Raw genomic sequence first — 20,165 nt, forward strand, 5'->3', positions numbered from 1 at the left:
CTAAAGACTATTATTATGAGATGAATGGAAGCTACAGCTTCTTAGGAGGATATTGAATGACGGAACGAAAAAAATTAGTGCTTGTAGACGGAAACAGTCTGGCTTACCGGGCGTTTTTCGCATTGCCGCTGTTAAGCAATGATAAAGGAATTCATACAAATGCGGTTTACGGTTTTGCGATGATTTTGATGAAAATGCTTGAGGATGAAAAGCCCACGCATATGCTGGTTGCGTTTGATGCCGGGAAAACGACGTTTCGTCACGGCACATTTAAAGAGTATAAAGGCGGAAGACAGAAAACCCCGCCTGAGCTTTCAGAACAAATGCCGTTTATCCGCGAGCTGCTTGATGCCTATCAAATCAGCCGCTACGAACTGGAACAATACGAAGCTGACGACATTATCGGCACACTCGCCAAATCGGCTGAAAAAGACGGCTTTGAGGTAAAGGTTTTCTCGGGGGATAAGGATTTAACACAGCTGGCAACAGATCAGACGACGGTTGCCATTACGAGAAAAGGAATTACCGATGTTGAGTTTTACACACCAGAGCACGTCCGGGAGAAATACGGACTCACGCCTGACCAAATTATTGATATGAAGGGTTTAATGGGGGATTCTTCTGACAACATTCCGGGTGTGCCTGGTGTCGGGGAAAAAACCGCGATTAAGCTGTTAAAGCAATTCCATTCTGTTGAAAAGCTGCTCGAATCAATTGATGAGGTAAGCGGAAAAAAACTCAAGGAAAAGCTGGAAGAATTTAAGGATCAGGCCTTGATGAGCAAGGAATTAGCGACGATTATGACCGATGCGCCGATTGAGGTATCCGTTTCGGGTCTGGAATATCAAGGCTTTAATCGTGAACAGGTCATTGCCATCTTTAAAGACCTTGGGTTCAATACGCTACTTGAACGGCTCGGGGAAGACGGTGTAGAGGCGGAGCAGGATCAGTCGTTAGAAGAAATTGATGTCAAAACAGTCACCGAGGTGACTAGCGATATATTGGTTTCTCCATCTGCATTTGTCGTTGAACAGATTGGCGATAATTATCATGAAGTGCCGATTCTCGGTTTTTCGATAGTGAACGAAACGGGCGCCTACTTTATTCCAAAAGACGCTGCTGTCGAGTCTGCTGTGTTTAAAGAATGGGTGGAAAATGACGATCAGAAAAAATGGGTCTATGACAGCAAGCGGGCTGTCGTGGCTTTGCGCTGGCAGGGCATTGAGCTGAAAGGTGCGGAGTTTGATACGCTTCTTGCAGCTTATATCATAAATCCGGGCAATTCGTATGACGACGTTGCCAGTGTGGCTAAGGATTACGGCTTGCATATCGTTTCAAGCGATGAATCAGTTTACGGCAAGGGAGCAAAACGCGCAGTGCCGGCAGAAGGCGAACTGTCTGAGCATCTCGTCAGAAAGGCTCTAGCCATTCAAAGCCTCCGGGAAAAGCTCGTTCAGGAGCTGGAGAACAACGATCAGCTTGAATTGTTTGAGGAGCTGGAAATGCCGCTGGCGCTTATTCTCGGAGAAATGGAATCAACAGGCGTTAAGGTTGATGTTGACCGCTTAAAACGAATGGGAGAAGAACTGAGCGCCAAGCTGAAGGAATATGAAGAAAAAATTCATGACATTGCGGGGGAGTCGTTTAATATCAATTCTCCTAAACAGCTCGGCGTCATCCTGTTTGAAAAGATCGGCCTGCCAGTTGTGAAGAAAACGAAAACAGGCTATTCAACGTCTGCTGATGTGCTTGAAAAGCTGGCTGACAAACATGATATTGTTGACTATATTTTGCAGTACAGACAAATCGGCAAGCTGCAATCGACATACATCGAAGGGCTTTTAAAGGTGACAAGAAAAGATACACACAAGGTGCATACACGCTTTAACCAAGCCTTAACGCAAACAGGGCGCCTCAGCTCGACCGATCCGAACCTGCAAAATATACCGATCAGGCTTGAGGAAGGGCGCAAGATCCGCCAGGCCTTTGTTCCGTCTGAAAAAGACTGGCTCATTTTTGCGGCTGATTATTCGCAAATCGAGCTGCGGGTGCTTGCCCACATTTCAAAGGATGAAAATCTGATCGAAGCCTTTACAAACGACATGGATATTCATACAAAAACAGCAATGGATGTGTTCCATGTCGCTGAGGATGAAGTGACATCGGCGATGAGACGCCAGGCGAAAGCGGTCAATTTCGGGATCGTATACGGCATCAGTGATTACGGGCTATCACAGAATCTCGGCATTACGCGGAAAGAAGCCGGGGCATTCATCGACCGATATTTGGAAAGCTTCCAGGGCGTCAAAGCGTATATGGAGGACTCAGTGCAGGACGCGAAGCAAAAAGGCTACGTAACCACGCTGCTGCATCGCCGCCGATACATCCCTGAACTGACGAGCCGAAACTTTAATATCCGCAGCTTTGCTGAGCGGACGGCAATGAATACGCCAATTCAAGGAAGTGCCGCGGATATTATTAAAAAAGCCATGATTGATATGGCAGCCAAGCTGAAAGAAAAGCAGCTGAAGACAAGATTGCTGCTTCAAGTACACGATGAATTGATTTTTGAAGCGCCGAAGGAAGAAATTGAAATACTTGAAAAGCTTGTTCCAGAAGTGATGGAGCATGCGCTTGCATTAGATGTGCCATTAAAGGTGGACTTTGCTTCAGGCCCATCCTGGTACGATGCGAAATAAACAGAGATAAAGGAAGTGATGGATGTGCCGGAATTACCAGAGGTTGAAACCGTCCGGCGCACTCTGACCGGGCTTGTAAGAGGAAAAACTATCAAATCGGTAGAGATCAGATGGCCGAATATCATCAAACGGCCTGCCGAACCGGAGGAATTTGCGCGAAACTTAGCAGGAGAAACCATCCAGTCCATCGGAAGACGGGGAAAGTTTTTACTGTTTTACTTAGATCATTATGTCATGGTCTCCCACCTTCGTATGGAAGGGAAGTACGGGCTTCACCAAGAGGAGGAGCCGGACGATAAACACGTGCATGTCATATTTACGATGACGGACGGGACCCAGCTGCGTTACAGGGACGTTCGGAAATTCGGAACCATGCATTTATTTAAACCGGGAGAAGAAGCAGGGGAGCTGCCGCTTTCCCAACTCGGACCCGAACCGGATGCAAAAGAATTTACGAGTGCGTATTTGAAAGAACGGCTGGCGAAAACAAACCGAGCTGTCAAAACCGCTCTTCTGGATCAGAAAACGGTCGTCGGACTCGGGAACATTTATGTGGACGAGGCTCTGTTCAGAGCGGGCGTACATCCCGAGACAAAAGCAAACCAGCTATCAGATCAAAAAATCAAAAAACTTCATGCTGAAATTAAAAATACCCTTCAGGAAGCGATTGATGCCGGTGGAAGCACTGTCCGGTCGTATATCAATTCCCAAGGAGAAATCGGAATGTTTCAGCTGCAGCATTTTGTGTACGGGAAAAAAGATGAGCCCTGCAAAAATTGCGGCACCATGATTACCAAAATTGTCGTCGGAGGCAGAGGCACACATTTTTGCGCCAAGTGCCAAAAAAAATAGAGGAATTTTCATCGTCCAAGCTGTCGGTGCATATATCAGTAACTCTGTAATAGAGGAAGTGCCGTTTTTCGGAAACACGGATTTTTCACTTTTCCATATACATGATTGTGATGAATCTCCGGGCATTTAACATCTGATACAAGAGCACCAACAGAAAGGAAGAAACGGATATGCAAATGGTTTCTATACTGCTGCTGGCGTTAGCTGTCAGCTTGGACAGTTTTTCAGTCGGATTTACGTATGGATTGCGAAAAATGAAGATACCGCTAAAAGCCATAATTGTCATTGCCTTCTGTTCCGGCACTGTTATGTTTATATCCATGCTGATCGGAAGCTTTCTCACCAAGTTTTTTCCCGTATATGTGACTGAGAAGCTCGGCGGGTTAATATTGGTTGGAATCGGCGTGTGGGTTTTATATCAATTTTTCAGGCCGGCAAAAGACAAAGACTATCTATTGCATGAAAAAACGCTGCTTAATTTAGAGGTTCGGTCATTGGGCATTGTGATCCATATTTTGAGAAAACCGATGAGTGCGGATATCGACAAATCTGGTGTGATTAATGGGATTGAAGCGGTGTTATTGGGCTTCGCCCTGTCGATTGATGCCTTTGGAGCAGGTATGGGAGCTGCCATTCTCGGTTTTTCGCCCATTGCGATGAGCATAACCGTCGCGATGATGAGTTCGCTGTTTGTGTCAGTCGGCATCAATGCCGGCCATATTCTGTCTAAATGGAGATGGATCGATAAAATGGCGTTTTTGCCGGGGCTTCTGCTGATCACGATCGGGCTCTGGAAATTGTAAAAAGGAGTGGATCTCTTGACCTTAGTCATTGGTTTAACGGGAGGAATAGCAAGCGGCAAAAGTACGGTTGCCAATATGATGACAGAAAAAGGAATCACTGTCATAGATGCGGATATCATTGCAAAACAAGCGGTAGAAAAAGGGATGCCGGCCTACCGGCAGATCATTGGCGAATTCGGTGAAGACATTCTGCTCGAAAATGGTGATATAGACAGAAGAAAGCTTGGGGCGCTGGTCTTTACAAATGAACAGAAGCGTCTTGCTTTGAATTCAATTGTTCATCCTGCGGTCAGAGAGGAAATGCTCAAGCGGCGTGATGAGTCCATTGCAAATCAGGAGACATTTGTAGTATTAGATATCCCGCTTTTGTTCGAAAGCAAATTGGAGTCTTTAGTGGATAAAATTATTGTGGTCAGTGTAACAAAAGAGCTTCAGCTTGCACGCCTGACCAAGCGCAACCAATTAACGGAGGAAGAAGCGCTTAGCCGGATCCGCTCCCAAATACCATTAGAGGAAAAAGTGTCAAGAGCGGATAACGTAATAGACAATAGCGGCACACTCGAAGAGACAAAACAGCAGCTTGAGGAAATTCTCAGCTGCTGGGCATAACAAAACACCGTTCATTATGAACGGTGTTTTTGTGATTAAAAATCAAAATTGTCCGGATCAGGACCGACGCGCAGATTTTCATTTAACGCATCAATTCTGTTCATGTCATCCTGTGATAATTCAAAATCAAATATGTTCGCGTTCGCTTTAATTCGATGTTCCTTTGTTGATTTAGGAATGGTGATGACGCCGTGCTGTAAATCCCAGCGTAAAATGATTTGCGCGACGGATTTGTTATATGATTTTGCAATGTCTGTCAGTTCGGGATGATCAAGCAATTGTCCCTGCATTAAAGGTGACCATGCTTCCATTTGAATGCCTTGCTTCTTGCAATAAGCCATCAGCTCTTTTTGCGTGAGGCGCGGGTGGAATTCCACTTGGTTGATCATAGGCTTCATTTCAGCACCCTTCAGCAGATCTTCCAGGTGGTGGATTTGGAAATTGCTCACACCGATCGCTTTGACACGGCCTTCTTTATACAATGTTTCAAGCGCTCTCCAAGCTTCTTTATATTTGCCTTCCACAGGCCAGTGAATGAGGTATAGATCTAAATATTCCAAACCGAGTTTTGACAGGCTTGTTTCAAATGCCGCCAATGTTTCCTCATACCCTAAATCCGCATTCCACACTTTTGATGTGACAAATAGATCCTCTCTGGAGATGCCGGCTTCTTCAATTCCTTGTCGCAAGCCTTCCCCGACTCCCGCTTCATTTCCATAGATTGCGGCAGTATCAATACTGCGGTAACCGTGAACAATGGCGGTTTTAACCGCATTGACGAGTTCCGATCCTTCTTCCACTTGGAATACACCGAGGCCGAACCACGGCATTTTCACCCCGTTATGAAGTGTTGCTGCTGCTTGTAAATGTGTTGTCATGTTTGTTTCCTCCTTATTGAAATGTTAGGCTGCCTGCCGATCCTGTTTTTCCAGAAGGCGGCTCCAGCCTGTTAAGATGACGGCTCCAGCTACCATTAAAGCTCCAATCCACGCGGTATGAATCAGTCCGATGGAATCGGTAATCAAGCCTCCCAAAAAAGATCCTAGGGCAATTCCTGCGTTAAATGCTGCAATATTAATCGCGGATGCTACGTCTACTGCGCTCGGTACAAAACGTTCAGCCAGCATGACGACATATACTTGCAGGCCGGGCACATTCATAAAGGCCAGCAAGCCCATAAAGAGAATCGTAATGAGGCCGGCAATTTTATAAGGAGCCGTAAATGTTAACGTAAACAGGACGAGCGCCTGTACGATAAACATATAAAACAGCGCGGCGATCGGATTTCGATTGGACAGTTTTCCGCCAATCATATTGCCGATGGCAATGGCAATTCCGTATACGAGCAGGATAATGGCTACAGTGCCGGCTTTAAAGCCCGTCACTTCCTGAAGCAGGGGAGACAGGTAAGTGAACACAACAAATGTTCCTCCGTAGCCTAAAGCTGTTATGACAAATAAAAGCAGTAAACGGCCGTTTGTCACAAGCTTCAATTGGTCCCGCATCGTTGTTTTCGTCCCTTTTCGTAAATTGGAAGGGACAAGAATGCCATTTGCAATGACAGCGATAATGCCGACGGCGATAATAACCATAAAGGCAAACCGCCAGCCGAGCTGCTGGCCGATAAACGTGCCGAAAGGAACTCCGGTTACTGTTGCGACGGTGAGTCCTGTAAACATAATGGAAATCGCACTCGCCCTTTTATTTTCAGGGACAAGATCAGCTGCGATCGTCGAGCCGATCGACATAAACACACCGTGTGAAAAAGCGGATATCACACGTGCTGCTAAAAGAATCCCGATGCTTGAGGCCGACGCGGCCATCGTATTCCCGGCGATAAAAATGATCATGATCCAAAGCAATAGCGTCTTTCGTGACATGCTTGAGGTCAATGACGTTAAAATAGGCGCGCCGAACGTAACACCCAGTGCGTATAGCGAAACGGTCAATCCCGCTGTTGTTACAGGAATGTGTAAATCATCAGATATTAACGGCAAAAGGCCGACGCTGATAAATTCGGTTGTCCCTATCGCGAATGCACTAATGGCGAGTGCCAGAAGTGCAGGAATGCTGCTTTTATTGGCTGAAGTCATTCAAGATCCTCCTTTTCTGTTATGTGTTGTATGATTGAAATTCTGCCGAACAAGCTATATAAATAAAAGAGCAGATTCAATTCAGCCGGCAAATGTGATTATGAAAGATATCATCAAAAAAGAAAAGTACGTACTTTTAAGTGCTATAGACACTTTTTGGTGCCTGTAAGGAGAGTGAACCGCATGGAGAAGAAAAAATATAACATTTCAGTTGAAGCGACTCTTGAAGTAATAGGCGGGAAATGGAAATGCGTGATTTTATGCCACCTGACACACGGAAAAAAACGAACAAGTGAGTTAAAGCGTTTAATGCCGAATATCACTCAAAAAATGCTGACCCAGCAGCTGCGCGAGTTGGAAGCTGACGGTGTCATTAACCGTATCGTGTACAATCAGGTTCCTCCTAAAGTGGAATACGAACTGAGTGAATACGGCCGCAGCTTAGAAGGCATTTTAGATATGCTCTGCGATTGGGGAGCGAATCATATCAACAAGGTATACGGCGATACTTTCTCTGTATTAGAAGAAAGTGTGCTCAATGATAAATTGAAACAGGAATCATAAGAAAATAAAGCAGGCAGTGCGCAGCGCTGGCTGCTTTTTTGATTCTTTATCCTCATATTGTGTGCAAGAAAACGTATGATACATCATAAATTAGCGTTATAATCGCTGATTTTTATCAATATGTACTGGCGAATTCTTTTTAATGTGTTATACTAATTTCAGATGACAACAATTTAGAATGACATAATTGATGAGGGGTGACCAACGTGAAGGTAAAAGTGGCGATAAACGGGTTTGGAAGAATCGGAAGAATGGTCTTTAGAAAAGCAATGTTAGACGATCAAATTCAAGTAGTGGCTATTAACGCCAGCTATTCGGCTGAAACGCTGGCTCATTTAATAAAGTATGACACAAATCACGGACGGTACGACAAAGAGGTTGAGGCTGGAGAAGACAGCCTGATTGTGAATGGAAAAAAAGTACTCTTGTTAAACAGCCGTGATCCGCAACAGCTGCCTTGGCGGGAATATGATATTGACATTGTCGTTGAAGCAACAGGGAAGTTTAATTCAAAAGAAAAAGCGATGGGACATATTGAAGCGGGCGCGAAAAAAGTCATTCTGACCGCTCCGGGGAAAAATGAAGACGTTACCATTGTGATGGGTGTTAATGAAGACCAATTTGATGCTGAACGCCACGTGATTATTTCAAATGCGTCATGCACGACAAATTGCCTTGCACCGGTTGTGAAAGTGCTTGATGATGAATTTGGCATTGAGAGCGGTCTAATGACGACAGTGCACGCTTATACGAATGATCAAAAAAATATTGATAATCCGCACAAAGATTTGCGCCGCGCCCGGGCATGCGGTGAATCCATCATTCCGACGACAACAGGAGCGGCAAAGGCGCTTTCGCTTGTTCTGCCTCACCTGAAAGGAAAGCTTCACGGTCTCGCATTGCGTGTGCCCGTACCGAACGTCTCATTAGTTGATCTTGTTGTCGACTTGAAAACGGATGTAACGGCAGAAGAGGTAAACGAAGCATTCAAACAGGCTGCCAAAACGTCAATGTACGGAGTGCTTGATTATTCGGATGAACCGCTCGTGTCGACAGATTATAATACGAATCCGCATTCGGCGGTTATTGACGGGCTTACGACAATGGTGATGGAAGACAGGAAAGTAAAGGTTCTCGCATGGTATGACAATGAATGGGGCTACTCATGCAGAGTAGTTGATCTCATCCGCCATGTGGCGGCACGAATGAAACATCCATCTGCTGTATAGAATAAGGTCATGGACACAATTTAAGAAAAAACCCTTAACAGCATATTTCTGAAAAAACGCTTCTTGCAAATTAGACTTAAACACAGTATACTATTTTTCGTGAACTTCTTGCTTGAGACTGTTTCGGGATTACTTAAAGGGTTAGGACCTCTCCGGACTAACTTTCCCCCGTGGTAAATAGCCGACCCAGTTGTTGGAACTTCACTTTTTAATTCTTGTTAAGGGGGGTCCATGACTATGGAAACAATGGGGCGTCACGTTATCTCCGAGCTATGGGGATGCGATTTTGATAAGCTGAATGACATGGATTTTATTGAAAAAACGTTTGTAAATGCTGCTTTAAAATCAGGAGCTGAGGTGCGCGAGGTTGCATTTCACAAATTTGCACCGCAGGGCGTAAGCGGAGTCGTTATTATTTCTGAATCACATTTAACGATTCACAGTTTTCCTGAGCACGGATATGCAAGCATTGATGTTTATACTTGTGGAGACTTAGATCCTAATGTCGCTGCTGACTACATTGCAGAGGCATTACATGCTGATACAAGAGAAAACATTGAAATACCAAGAGGAATGGGGCCTGTGCAGATTAAGCAGGCGCAAGCGAAAGTACTATAAAGTAAACACGAACACAAAGGGAGCTGGAGCTAGAAAGCCGTTACGCGCTTTTTAGCTTATGCTCCTTTTATTTTTATGAACAAACAGGGGCGGCTAGCTTTTTCTTTTTCCGTTTTTTTTGTAAAATAAGAAAGAGATATGTCATAAACCGCCTGATGCTGTGAGACACAGCCTAAACAACGGCTCTCCCGACAGATGCCTGTCACATCACTTTATAGCCGGAGGCTGCCGAATATACATTGCAGGGAACGAAATAGTTGGGAGCTGATTTTATTGAAATGTCCTTCATGCCATCATAACGGAACGCGAGTCCTCGATTCACGGCCTGTGGATGACGGAAAATCCATTCGCAGAAGACGGGAATGCGAAGCCTGCCATTACCGCTTTACTACCTTTGAGAAAGTGGAGGAAACCCCGCTCATCGTTGTAAAAAAAGAAGGCGTGCGAGAGGAATTCAGCAGGGAAAAAATGCTGCGCGGCCTTATTAAAGCGTGTGAAAAAAGGCCTGTTTCACTCAAAACGCTGGAAGATATGTGTTTTGACATTGAAAAAGAACTGCGCAATCAAGGCTGTTCCGAAGTGAAAAGCGAGTTCGTCGGAGAAATGGTCATGGACCGCCTGGCTAAGGTTGATGAAGTCGCATACGTGCGGTTCGCGTCCGTCTATAGGCAGTTTAAAGATATTAATGTCTTTATCGATGAATTAAAAGATTTAATAAAGAAAGAGCGTTAAAGAGCTAAAAGGATTCTTCTAGCTCTTTTCTCATGTGCAAAATTGGCATTTGATAGATATTCGAAACGGTGTAAAATGAGAGGTAGAAACATAATCGGAAGGTTTGAGAATGTATGGCTGACTATTGGAAAGATGTACTGCCTGTAGACCCTTATGTGGTGAAGAGCAAATCAATGCTGCAGGATATTGACAGACAAATTATTACACAACTGTACCAGCCCTTAATCGGCCCTGTTGCATTCTCTCTTTATATGACATTGTGGGGAGAACTTGAACAAAACCGTCTGTGGGGCGGAGAATCCACACATAGACAGCTGATGGGAATGACCCAGTCCAATTTGAAAACGATCCATCAGGAACAGGGAAAGCTCGAGGGCATCGGATTGCTAAAAGTCTATATGAAAGAATCCGAGCGGCAGGAGCGCCTCTTTATATATGAACTGCTGCCGCCGCTGCGGCCGAATGAATTTTTCGAAGACGGCATGCTGAACGTTTTTCTGTATAACAGAGTCGGAAAAACAAAATATCAGCAGTTAAAACAATTTTTTACGCATCCGGCGATTTCAGAAGACGCCAAAGACATTACAAGGCCGTTTAATCATGCGTTTGAATCACTGCAGCCGAGTGAATGGAACCTCACATCCGATATGGAGGAAACGGTGAGACTTGCGACGGGAAGGGAGTATACAACTGTCGGACAGGCTCCGTCCTATACCGTTACAGAGGATGTGTTCGATTTTGATTTGTTTTTAGCGGGGCTTTCGGAGACGATGATTCCAAGAAAAGCAATGACGCAGCAGGTGCGGGAAACGATTAAAAAGCTTTCTTATTTGTATGGCATTGATCCTTTGCAGATGCAAAACGTCGTCATGAGCGCGATCGATGAGCATGAAGTGATTACCACAGAAGCTTTAAGAAAAGCGGCAAGCGACTGGTACCAAATTGAGAGGAACGGACAGCTGCCGGACTTAGTGGAGAAAACACAGCCGGTACATCTGCGTGAAGGCGGAAAAGCGGCAGAAGAGGATTCGCTGGATAGTGAGCTGATCGCATTGCTGGAGGTCATCTCACCGAAAAAGCTTCTTCAGGATATCGCGGACGGAACCGAACCCTCAAAAGCAGATCTAAAAATTATAGAAGAGATTATGTTTGAACAGAAGCTGGAGCCAGGCGTCACAAATGTATTGATTTATTACGTCATGCTGAAAACCGACATGAAGCTGTCGAAAAACTATATACAAAAAATTGCCTCCCATTGGGCGCGCAAAAAAGTCAAAACGGTCAGAGAAGCGATGAAGCTTGCCATAGAAGAAAACCGCCAGTATCTCGAATGGGCTGAAGGGAAAACGAGCCAATCTTCTAAACGAAATCAAAAAGTGATTCGCGAAGAAAAACTTCCTGACTGGATGAAAGAAAAGAAAACGGCGTCCGATTCTGAAACCGGACAGCAAATGCTGCATGAACAGGACTTGGAAGAACAGAAGAAAAAGATGATGGAAGAAATGAAAAAACTGAAAAAATACTCTGCCTATTAAGAGCAGAGATGCGGGGTGAAGTAATACATGGAACCAATCAGCCGTTCCCTGCAGGGCGTAACCGGCAGACCGGATTTCCAAAAGCGTCTTGAACAAATGAAGGAAAAAGTGATGAAGGATCAAGACGTTCAGGCATTTTTAAAGGAAAATGAAAACGTCATCGATCAAAAAATGATTGAAAGAAGCTTAAATAAGCTTTATGAATATATTGGACAGAGCAAGCACTGCTCTTATTGTTCAGAAGACGAAAGCAGCAATAATCTGTTGGAGGGCTACCATCCGAAGCTTGTAATGACCGGCCGCTCTATTGATATCGAGTATTACGAATGTCCGGTCAAACGAAAGCTCGATCAGCAGAAAAAACAGAAGTCTCTCATGAAAAGCATGTATATTCAGCAGGATCTTCTCGGAGCGACGTTCCAGCAGGTCGATATTAATGATCCGAGCAGACTTGCAATGTTCCAGCATGTCACGGATTTTCTGAAAAGCTATAATGAGACGGGAAAAGGGAAAGGATTATATTTGTACGGCAAGTTCGGTGTAGGAAAAACCTTTATGCTCGCCGCTATTGCCAATGAGCTGGCGGAAAAAGAGTATTCCTCCATGATCGTCTATGTGCCCGAATTTGTCAGAGAGCTGAAAAATTCGCTTCAAGATCATTCGTTGGAAGAAAAGCTGAACATGGTAAAAACAACGCCTGTATTGATGCTCGACGACATCGGAGCGGAATCGATGACGAGCTGGGTCAGGGATGAAGTCATCGGGACAGTGCTTCAGCACAGAATGTCCCAGCAGCTGCCGACTTTCTTCTCTTCTAATTTCTCGCCTGATGAACTGAAGCATCATTTTACGTATTCCCAAAGGGGAGAAAAGGAAGAAGTGAAAGCGGCAAGATTAATGGAGCGGATTTTATATCTGGCTGCTCCTATCCGTCTTGACGGAGAAAACCGCCGCCATTAATAACCGCTGCGGTTCAAAGGGGAAGGAACTGAGGGTATGAAACTTAAAACGGCTGTTAAATGGCTGGCAGTGCTTGCGGGAGCAGGCTTGATTTTTTGGGCAAATAAAAGGTATTTAAATCTATCTCCGAAAGAAATCCGGATATGGGTTTTATCATTCGGCATCTTTGCGCCGCTTATCTTTATCGGGATATCGATCGTCAGGCCGCTTGTATTATTTCCGGTATCAGTTATTTCTATTGCGGGCGGTCTGGCCTTTGGCCCGATTCTCGGCACGCTTTACACACTATTTGGGTCGATGTGCGCTTCGGCTGTCTCATTTTTTGCAGCCGGTCTGTTTGCGGCAAAAACCAACAGCCATCACGAAAGGCTGGAAAACATCCAGAAACAGATGGAAGAAAACGGTTTTTTCTATATCTTTCTTCTGCGGATCCTTCCGATTAATTTTGACTTCGTCAGCTATGCGGCAGGGCTTTCTAATGTCAAGCCGCTCCCATATTTTGCGGCGACGGCTGCGGGAATCATCCCTGGGACCGTTGCACTGAACGTGCTGGGAGCAAGCTTTTTCACGGGCAATTTGCCCGCCTTCTTTTTGGTCCTCGGATTTTATATCATTTTTATGGCGCTGCCATTTATCTTCAGAAAGAAAATGCAAAGCTTGTTTCAAGAATCAAATTAAGATTTGCCGGTGACCTTTACGTCTATTTTAAAAACATCCCCCATATACTTGTAACAGATGCCGTAAGGGGGGACAAACATGCTTGAAATAATCTTTGAAGATGACCATGATACAGCCGCTTTTTTACATCTCATTCAGCATTCGGACGATCGGAAAAACATCATTGTCCGTGAAGGCATACGAAAAATCGGGATTGAAAAAGCTGAGCCGGCTTTCTCTATTCAGGGTTTTATGGAGCCGATTCTGGTCAAGTTTTTTTTAGATTGCAAAGAAGACGAGCATATGCTGTCGTTGATTGAAGAGACGTATTGTTTCACGGACCAGGATGAACAGCAGCAAATCCTTCAGCTCGCACACAGTATTATAGAAGGAGAAGCTGATGTTCTTCCGTTTGAACCGATGAAGCCGCCGCGCAAGCAGTGTATTTTAGATGAGCTCCAAACGATTTGTTTAGAGGACGGGGTATTTTCAATTCGTTCCTTTCAAACCTTTCGCCTTGGACAGTACTACGAACAGCTTAGAGAAACTGTGGAAGCGGCAATAGACGAATATAAGATGGAGCAGGAGTACCAAAACTTTATTCAGACACTCAGAGACTATGTAATGGCTAAACCGCCGCGAATCAAAAAGGTGCACATTGTCCATGATGGTTCATTTACACTGTGGGAGATGCGCTATGTGCCGGAGCGGGAAAAAATGAAATACATAGACAGGCGATTTGTCCGGGATCATCCCATGTACATTGACTCCCATTTGCTTGCGCCGCTGATCTCCATCGCGCCTGATGAGGTGATTCTCTATACAGACCAGCCCGAGCATATGATGGTAAGGACGATTCAAAACGTATTTCAAGAGCGTGTGCAAATGCTTCCGCTTCAGGCGTTTTCAAACGCTGAAACACCGGTCAAGCACTCAGAGGGATAAGTGCCGGCAGCCTGTAAACATAAGGCTGCCGCTTGAAAAAAAGGAAATACAATCGTGTTGATTTTTTGGAACGAACAATTTATAATACATAGGAGATTAAGATTGACACACGTACTGATAAGGACATGAAGGAATGATACCGGCTTAAAGAGAGGGAAGTCACGGCTGCAAGCTTCCCAGCTAAGGACCATTCGCTTTACCGCCTTTGAACTTCAGCTGTGAACCCCTTTATAAGGAACAGTAATAGCTGACGGGAACTCCCGTTACAGAGTTTAGAGCCGCAGATGCCGGTGTATTGGCTTGCGGAAAAAAGGGTGGAACCACGATTCCGTTTATTCAACCTCGTCCCTTTCATAGGGGCGGGGTTTTTATATGCAAAAAAAGGAGTGACAATGATGTCAGATATGGTAAAAATCACATTTCCTGATGGAGCAGTCAAAGAGTTTGCGAAAGGAACAACAACAGAAGATATCGCGGCATCCATCAGTCCGGGATTAAAAAAGAAATCATTAGCCGGAAAACTGAACGGAAAAGAAATCGATTTGAAAACGCCGATCAACGAAGACGGCACTGTGGAAATCATTACTGAAGGATCAGAAGAGGGTCTTGAGATTATGCGCCACAGTACGGCTCACTTGCTGGCACAAGCGATTAAACGCATTTACAAAGACGTGAAATTCGGTGTCGGTCCTGTTATCGAAAACGGTTTTTACTATGATGTAGAAATGGAAGAAGCGATTACGCCGGAGGATCTGCCGAAAATCGAGAAAGAAATGAAAAAAATCGTCAATGCGAACCTTCCGATCGTTCGAAAAGAAGTCAGCCGTGAAGAAGCGAAAGCCCGCTTTGCGGAAATCGGCGATGACCTGAAGCTGGAACTGCTGGATGCGATTCCTGAGGGAGAAACCGTATCGATTTACGAGCAGGGCGAATTCTTTGACCTGTGCCGCGGCGTACACGTTCCATCAACAGGAAAAATTAAAGAGTTTAAGCTGTTAAGCCTTGCAGGTGCATATTGGCGCGGTGACAGCAATAATCAAATGCTTCAGCGTGTATACGGAACAGCTTTCTTCAAAAAAGCTGATCTTGACGAGCATCTTCGCATGCTTGAAGAAGCAAAAGAGCGTGACCACAGAAAACTCGGCAAAGAATTAAAGCTGTTTGCGAATTCTCAAAAAGTCGGACAAGGTCTGCCGCTTTGGCTGCCAAAAGGCGCGACAATCCGCCGCACGATCGAACGCTACATTGTCGATAAAGAAATCAGCCTCGGCTATGAACACGTCTATACACCAGTGCTTGGAAGCAAAGAGCTGTATGAAACATCAGGACACTGGGATCATTATCAAGAAGGCATGTTCCCTCCGATGGAAATGGACAACGAAACACTTGTATTGCGTCCAATGAACTGCCCGCACCATATGATGATTTACAAACAAGACATTCACAGCTACCGCGAACTTCCAATCCGTATTGCGGAGCTGGGAACGATGCACCGCTATGAAATGTCAGGTGCGCTGTCAGGGCTTCAGCGCGTACGCGGCATGACACTGAATGATGCACACATCTTTGTGCGCCCGGATCAAATTAAGGATGAGTTTATCCGTACAGTCCGTTTAATCCAGGATGTATATGAAGATTTCGGTTTAAGTGATTACACATTCCGTCTGTCTTACCGTGATCCGGAAGACACAGAGAAATACTTTGATGACGATGAAATGTGGAACAAAGCGCAATCCATGCTGAAATCTGCAATGGACGAAATCGGCCACGACTATTACGAAGCAGAAGGTGAAGCGGCATTCTACGGCCCTAAACTTGATGTTCAGGTGAAAACAGCGATCGGCAAGGAAGAAACATTGTCTACTGTTCAGCTGGACTTCTTGCTGCCTGAACGCTTCGATCTGACATATATCGGTGAAGACGGCAAGCAGCATCGTCCGGTTGTTATTCACAGAGGTGTGGTATCAACAATGGAACGCTTTGTTGCATTCTTAATCGAAGAGCATAAAGGCGCACTTCCAACATGGCTTGCACCGGTTCAGTTCCAAGTCATCCCGGTTTCTCCGGCTGTGCATTTGGATTATGCGAAGCAAGTACAAGAGCGCCTCCAGCGTGAAGGCCTGCGTGTAGAAGTCGACAGCCGTGATGAAAAAATCGGCTACAAAATCCGCGAAGCGCAAATGCAAAAAATTCCGTACATGCTTGTGGTCGGTGACCAAGAAGCAGAAAACGGTGCGGTAAACGTCCGTAAATACGGAGAGCAGGAGTCTGAAACCATTTCACTTGATGATTTTGTGAAAAAGGCCGTAGCTGAGGCGAAGAAATAATACAAAAAAGCATGATCTCATGAAAGAGATCATGCTTTTTTATTTATGTTCTAAAATAGGAAACAAATCATGAAGGCTGCTGATGATGTGATCAGGCGTCACTTCTGTTTCATTTTTCTTATCCGTCCGGTTGATCCAAACGGTTTTGATACCGGCTCTGGCAGCGCCTAAAATGTCTGTATTCGGGTTATCGCCGACCATGATGGCATCCTCTTTCTGGATCTTCATCAGCTGCAGGCAATGCTCGAAAATAGAAGCATCGGGTTTCCCTTTGCCAAAAGCGCCTGAGATGACAATTTCATTGAAATAAGGGGCGAGCTCAGGCACGCCGGCGAGCTTCTCCTTTTGCAGACTCGGATCTCCGTTAGTCAAAAGCAGCAACTCGTACTTTCCTTTTAATTGATCAAGCACATCAAATGTTTCATCGTAAACAAACGGGCGTTTTCGGCGTTCCGCTGCAAAAAACTCTCCCAAATATTCACCATATGCCGGATCGTCGACACCAAGCGTTTTCAGGCCGTTTGTCCATGCGTTTCGTCTGTACTCCGGCACAATCTTATTCAGCTTCTGAAATCCTTCACTGATCGGCTCGGAGAAATTCGACCACAGCCCTTCAAATGGGTTAATGCCGATCATCACCGTATAAGAGTATGTCTCGTAAGACATATACAATTCTCTCGCCGCTTCCCGAACAGCTGCTTCGAATTCCTTAGGGTCAAGGCCATATTTTTTCTCGGCCTGTAAACATGTTTCTGCAAATGTTGTTCTGACGCTTTTCTCATCCCAAAGTAGTGTATCGTCTAAATCAAAAAATACGGCTTTCATGATCTTCTCCTCTGCTTCAGATTCAATTCTTTCTGCCAATAGGCTCATGTTTATTCTACAATAGATAAAAGCCTTGTGAAATATGTTTTCAGATGATTTTAAAAAAACAGTCAGCCGTGAAACGGTTTACCGAAAAAAATGATAAAATGAAATGGGAAAGAACAGGTGACACAGATGATTCAATTAATGATCATGATGCTGGAAAGGGTAGGGATTATTGTTATATTGGGATTTATTCTGGCCCACACTAAACTTTTCAGACAGGCTCTTCAAAATCCGGAGGGCTACAAAGGAAAAGCCGTATTGATTTCTATTTTTTCTCTTTTCAGCATCATCAGCAATTATACCGGCATCGAAATTCAAAAACATATGATTGTGAATAATGATTGGGTGTTTACAATAGATCCGTCGGGCTCTATTGCGAATACCCGTATTTTGGGCGTAGAAATAGGCGGGCTTTTAGGCGGGCCGTTTGTAGGAGCGGGAATCGGTTTATTAGCAGGCCTTCATCGTTTTTCGCTCGGCGGCAGCACGGCTTTAAGCTGTGCGGTCTCATCCGTTTTAGCAGGGTTTCTAGCGGGATGGATCGGCAGGTATTTTACGAAGCGCTATCGAATGCCGACACCGCGTATCGCAGCCCTCGTCGGGATCGGTATGGAGACCTTGCAAATGGTTATTATTTTGCTGATGGCAAAGCCTTTCAATGACGCTTGGGAGCTTGTCAGCATGATCGGGATTCCGATGATCCTCATTAACGGAACAGGCAGCTTTATTTTCCTGTCGATTATTCAAGCCATTATTCGCAAGGAAGAACAGGCAAGGGCGCTTGAAACGCACAGGGTGCTGACCATTGCCGATCAGACGCTTCCTTTTTTCCGTCAAGGGTTAAATGAAAGCTCTTGTAAAAGTGTAGCGGCCATCATCCATAAGATGACCGGAACGGATGCGGTATCTCTGACGGACAATGAGAAAATACTTGCGCATGTCGGCGCGGGAATGGACCATCATATCCCATCTAAAAGCCTGATCACAGGCCTGTCTAAAAAGGTAATTAAAACAGGGCGTATCATGAAGGCTACTTCACAGGAAGAGATTGAATGCACCCATTCGGAATGCCCTTTGCACGCGGCGATTGTACTGCCTTTGACATCAAATGGCAACACAATCGGAACGTTAAAAATGTATTTTAAAAGCCCGGCCGGTCTCAGTCAGGTAGAGGAGGAGCTTGCCGAGGGGCTGGCCATGCTGTTTTCGACACAGCTTGAGCTCGGTGAAGCCGAGCTGCAAAGCAAGCTTCTGAAGGATGCGGAAATCAAAGCGCTTCAAGCACAGGTTAACCCGCATTTTTTATTTAATGCCATCAATACGATTTCTGCTTTATGCCGGACAGATGTTGAAAAAACCCGTAAGCTTTTGCTGCAGCTTAGCGTGTACTTTCGTTCTAATCTCCAGGGAGCAAGGCAGCTGCTGATCCCGCTTTCAAAGGAGCTGAACCATCTTCAAGCCTATCTGTCATTAGAACAGGCGCGTTTTCCCGGGAAATATAAGATTGAGTTTGATATTGACAGCAGGCTGGAACAAATTGAGATTCCTCCGTTTGTCTTGCAGGTGCTTGTTGAAAACGCATTACGGCACGCATTTCCAAAAAAACAAGACATGTGCAAGGTAACGGTTTGTGTCTTATCTGTTGAGTCATCCGTCTATATGAAGGTCACGGACAATGGACGCGGAATTCCGCCGGACGTCTTGCCGGAACTGGGGAATAAACCGCTGCCTTCTAAGGAAGGAACAGGGACTGCGCTTTATAATCTGAATCAGCGGCTGATCGGTTTATTCGGCCAGCAGGCTGCATTACATATCAAGAGTGAGGTACATAAAGGGACAGAGGTTTCCTTTCAAGTACCTATGCAGCAAATGAAAGAGGGAGAAGAACATGCTCAGGGCGTTAATAGTTGATGATGAGATTCTGGCAAGAGATGAACTGGCTTATTTACTCAAAAGGACAAATGAGGAATTAGAAATCAATGAAGCGGAAAATATTGAATCAGCGTTTGACCAAATGATGGATCAAAAGCCTGATTTGCTGTTTTTAGACGTTGACTTATCCGGAGAGAATGGTTTTGATATCGCAAAACGATTGAAGAATATGAAGAATCCCCCGGCTATTGTGTTTGCGACGGCTTATGACCAGTATGCACTTAAAGCTTTTGAAGTGGACGCTCTTGATTACTTAACCAAACCTTTCGATGAAGAAAGGGTTAGGCAAACAATGAAAAAGTATAAAAAGGTAAAGCGGGAGATTGATGAACCAGAACAGATCAGCCATGCCAGCCAGCATAAACTAGCCTTATCTGTCGGCGAATCGATTGTGATTGTGGATACGAAGGATATAATCTTTGCGGGAACCGAAGACGGGCATGTCCATGTAAAAACCTTTGATGCATCTTATTCAGTCAATGATACGCTCGTTGTCATTGAAAAAAAGCTTCCGGAAACTGATTTTCTCCGCGTCCATCGAAGCTTTGTCGTTAATACCGAGTACATCAAAGAGATCCAGCCATGGTTTAATTCCACCTATAATCTGATCATGAAAGACGGATCGAAAATACCGGTCAGCCGGACATATGCCAAGGAATTAAAAAAGCTGCTCCATATTTGACGGGGCGGCTTTTTGTATTTCATCCTTTTTATGCTGCAACTCACCTTTAATATTCGGC

Annotated in this window: 18 protein-coding genes; 15 read left to right on the plus strand and 3 right to left on the minus strand. The window is 44.9% G+C overall.

The genetic code is table 11. From position 1 onward, the window contains the following. The first annotated feature begins 56 nt into the window (after nt 1-56). The 4 genes from polA to coaE all read left to right on the plus strand — a co-directional run bounded on the left by polA (nt 57) and on the right by coaE (nt 4,963). Complete coding sequence (gene polA, locus M1D69_RS06645) at nt 57-2,699, plus strand: DNA polymerase I (protein ID WP_458104207.1); 2,643 nt, start codon at nt 57-59, stop codon at nt 2,697-2,699. A 24-nt stretch (nt 2,700-2,723) separates the two neighbouring features. After that, a complete protein-coding gene (gene mutM / locus M1D69_RS06650) occupies nt 2,724-3,551 on the plus strand; it encodes a DNA-formamidopyrimidine glycosylase (protein WP_458104206.1) in 828 nt (275 codons plus the stop codon). A gap of 170 nt (nt 3,552-3,721) precedes the next feature. Further along, entirely contained in the window at nt 3,722-4,354 is a 633-nt protein-coding gene (gene ytaF / locus M1D69_RS06655) for a sporulation membrane protein YtaF (protein WP_059293433.1), read from the plus strand. 15 nt (nt 4,355-4,369) lie between these two features. Continuing rightward, complete coding sequence (coaE, locus tag M1D69_RS06660; RefSeq protein ID WP_458104205.1) at nt 4,370-4,963, plus strand: dephospho-CoA kinase; 594 nt, start codon at nt 4,370-4,372, stop codon at nt 4,961-4,963. Between the two features lie 35 nt (nt 4,964-4,998). Here the strand turns inward: coaE and M1D69_RS06665 are convergent, their stop codons facing one another. Continuing rightward, a complete protein-coding gene (locus tag M1D69_RS06665) occupies nt 4,999-5,841 on the minus strand; it encodes an aldo/keto reductase (protein WP_458104204.1) in 843 nt (280 codons plus the stop codon). Nucleotides 5,842-5,865: 24 nt separating this feature from the next. Further along, nucleotides 5,866-7,056, minus strand: coding sequence for an MFS transporter (locus tag M1D69_RS06670; protein WP_458104203.1), 1,191 nt, complete (start codon nt 7,054-7,056; stop codon nt 5,866-5,868). A 183-nt stretch (nt 7,057-7,239) separates the two neighbouring features. Here M1D69_RS06670 and M1D69_RS06675 point away from each other — a divergent pair, with 183 nt between their 5' ends. The 9 genes from M1D69_RS06675 (at nt 7,240) to thrS (ending at nt 16,623) form a co-directional block, all read left to right on the plus strand. Then, nucleotides 7,240-7,620, plus strand: coding sequence for a winged helix-turn-helix transcriptional regulator (locus tag M1D69_RS06675; protein ID WP_024122445.1), 381 nt, complete (start codon nt 7,240-7,242; stop codon nt 7,618-7,620). 206 nt (nt 7,621-7,826) lie between these two features. Further along, nucleotides 7,827-8,849, plus strand: a complete 1,023-nt coding sequence (locus M1D69_RS06680; protein WP_059293437.1) for a glyceraldehyde-3-phosphate dehydrogenase — start codon at nt 7,827-7,829, stop codon at nt 8,847-8,849. Between the two features lie 237 nt (nt 8,850-9,086). Continuing rightward, a complete protein-coding gene (speD, locus tag M1D69_RS06685) occupies nt 9,087-9,467 on the plus strand; it encodes an adenosylmethionine decarboxylase (protein WP_003223584.1) in 381 nt (126 codons plus the stop codon). A gap of 273 nt (nt 9,468-9,740) precedes the next feature. Further along, nucleotides 9,741-10,199, plus strand: a complete 459-nt coding sequence (gene nrdR / locus M1D69_RS06690; RefSeq protein WP_059335579.1) for a transcriptional regulator NrdR — start codon at nt 9,741-9,743, stop codon at nt 10,197-10,199. Between the two features lie 113 nt (nt 10,200-10,312). Then, a complete protein-coding gene (dnaB, locus tag M1D69_RS06695) occupies nt 10,313-11,734 on the plus strand; it encodes a replication initiation membrane attachment protein DnaB (protein WP_458104202.1) in 1,422 nt (473 codons plus the stop codon). A gap of 27 nt (nt 11,735-11,761) precedes the next feature. Continuing rightward, nucleotides 11,762-12,694, plus strand: coding sequence for a primosomal protein DnaI (gene dnaI, locus M1D69_RS06700; RefSeq protein WP_458104201.1), 933 nt, complete (start codon nt 11,762-11,764; stop codon nt 12,692-12,694). Between the two features lie 36 nt (nt 12,695-12,730). Further along, nucleotides 12,731-13,372 (plus strand): TVP38/TMEM64 family protein, encoded by a 642-nt coding sequence (locus tag M1D69_RS06705; protein ID WP_044153927.1) that lies wholly within the window; start codon nt 12,731-12,733, stop codon nt 13,370-13,372. Nucleotides 13,373-13,450: 78 nt separating this feature from the next. After that, nucleotides 13,451-14,296: a putative sporulation protein YtxC gene (gene ytxC, locus M1D69_RS06710; protein WP_458104200.1), complete on the plus strand. Its 846-nt coding sequence runs from the start codon at nt 13,451-13,453 to the stop codon at nt 14,294-14,296. Nucleotides 14,297-14,691: 395 nt separating this feature from the next. After that, nucleotides 14,692-16,623 carry a threonine--tRNA ligase gene (thrS, locus tag M1D69_RS06715; RefSeq protein ID WP_458104199.1) on the plus strand — a complete coding sequence of 644 codons (1,932 nt, stop codon included), beginning with the start codon at nt 14,692-14,694 and terminating at the stop codon, nt 16,621-16,623. A gap of 39 nt (nt 16,624-16,662) precedes the next feature. On the opposite strand, the gene M1D69_RS06720 is transcribed toward thrS, so the two are convergent. Continuing rightward, nucleotides 16,663-17,448 (minus strand): HAD family hydrolase, encoded by a 786-nt coding sequence (locus tag M1D69_RS06720; RefSeq protein ID WP_458104198.1) that lies wholly within the window; start codon nt 17,446-17,448, stop codon nt 16,663-16,665. Nucleotides 17,449-17,622: 174 nt separating this feature from the next. Between M1D69_RS06720 and lytS the strand changes: the two genes are divergently transcribed. Next, nucleotides 17,623-19,404: a two-component system sensor histidine kinase LytS gene (gene lytS / locus M1D69_RS06725; RefSeq protein ID WP_458104197.1), complete on the plus strand. Its 1,782-nt coding sequence runs from the start codon at nt 17,623-17,625 to the stop codon at nt 19,402-19,404. Further along, nucleotides 19,382-20,107 carry a LytR/AlgR family response regulator transcription factor gene (locus M1D69_RS06730; RefSeq protein ID WP_458104196.1) on the plus strand — a complete coding sequence of 242 codons (726 nt, stop codon included), beginning with the start codon at nt 19,382-19,384 and terminating at the stop codon, nt 20,105-20,107. The genes lytS and M1D69_RS06730 overlap by 23 nt, the downstream gene beginning before the upstream one ends. Nucleotides 20,108-20,165 lie beyond the last annotated feature (58 nt).

The sequence above is a fragment of the Bacillus sp. PK3-037 genome, from assembly GCF_054161355.1.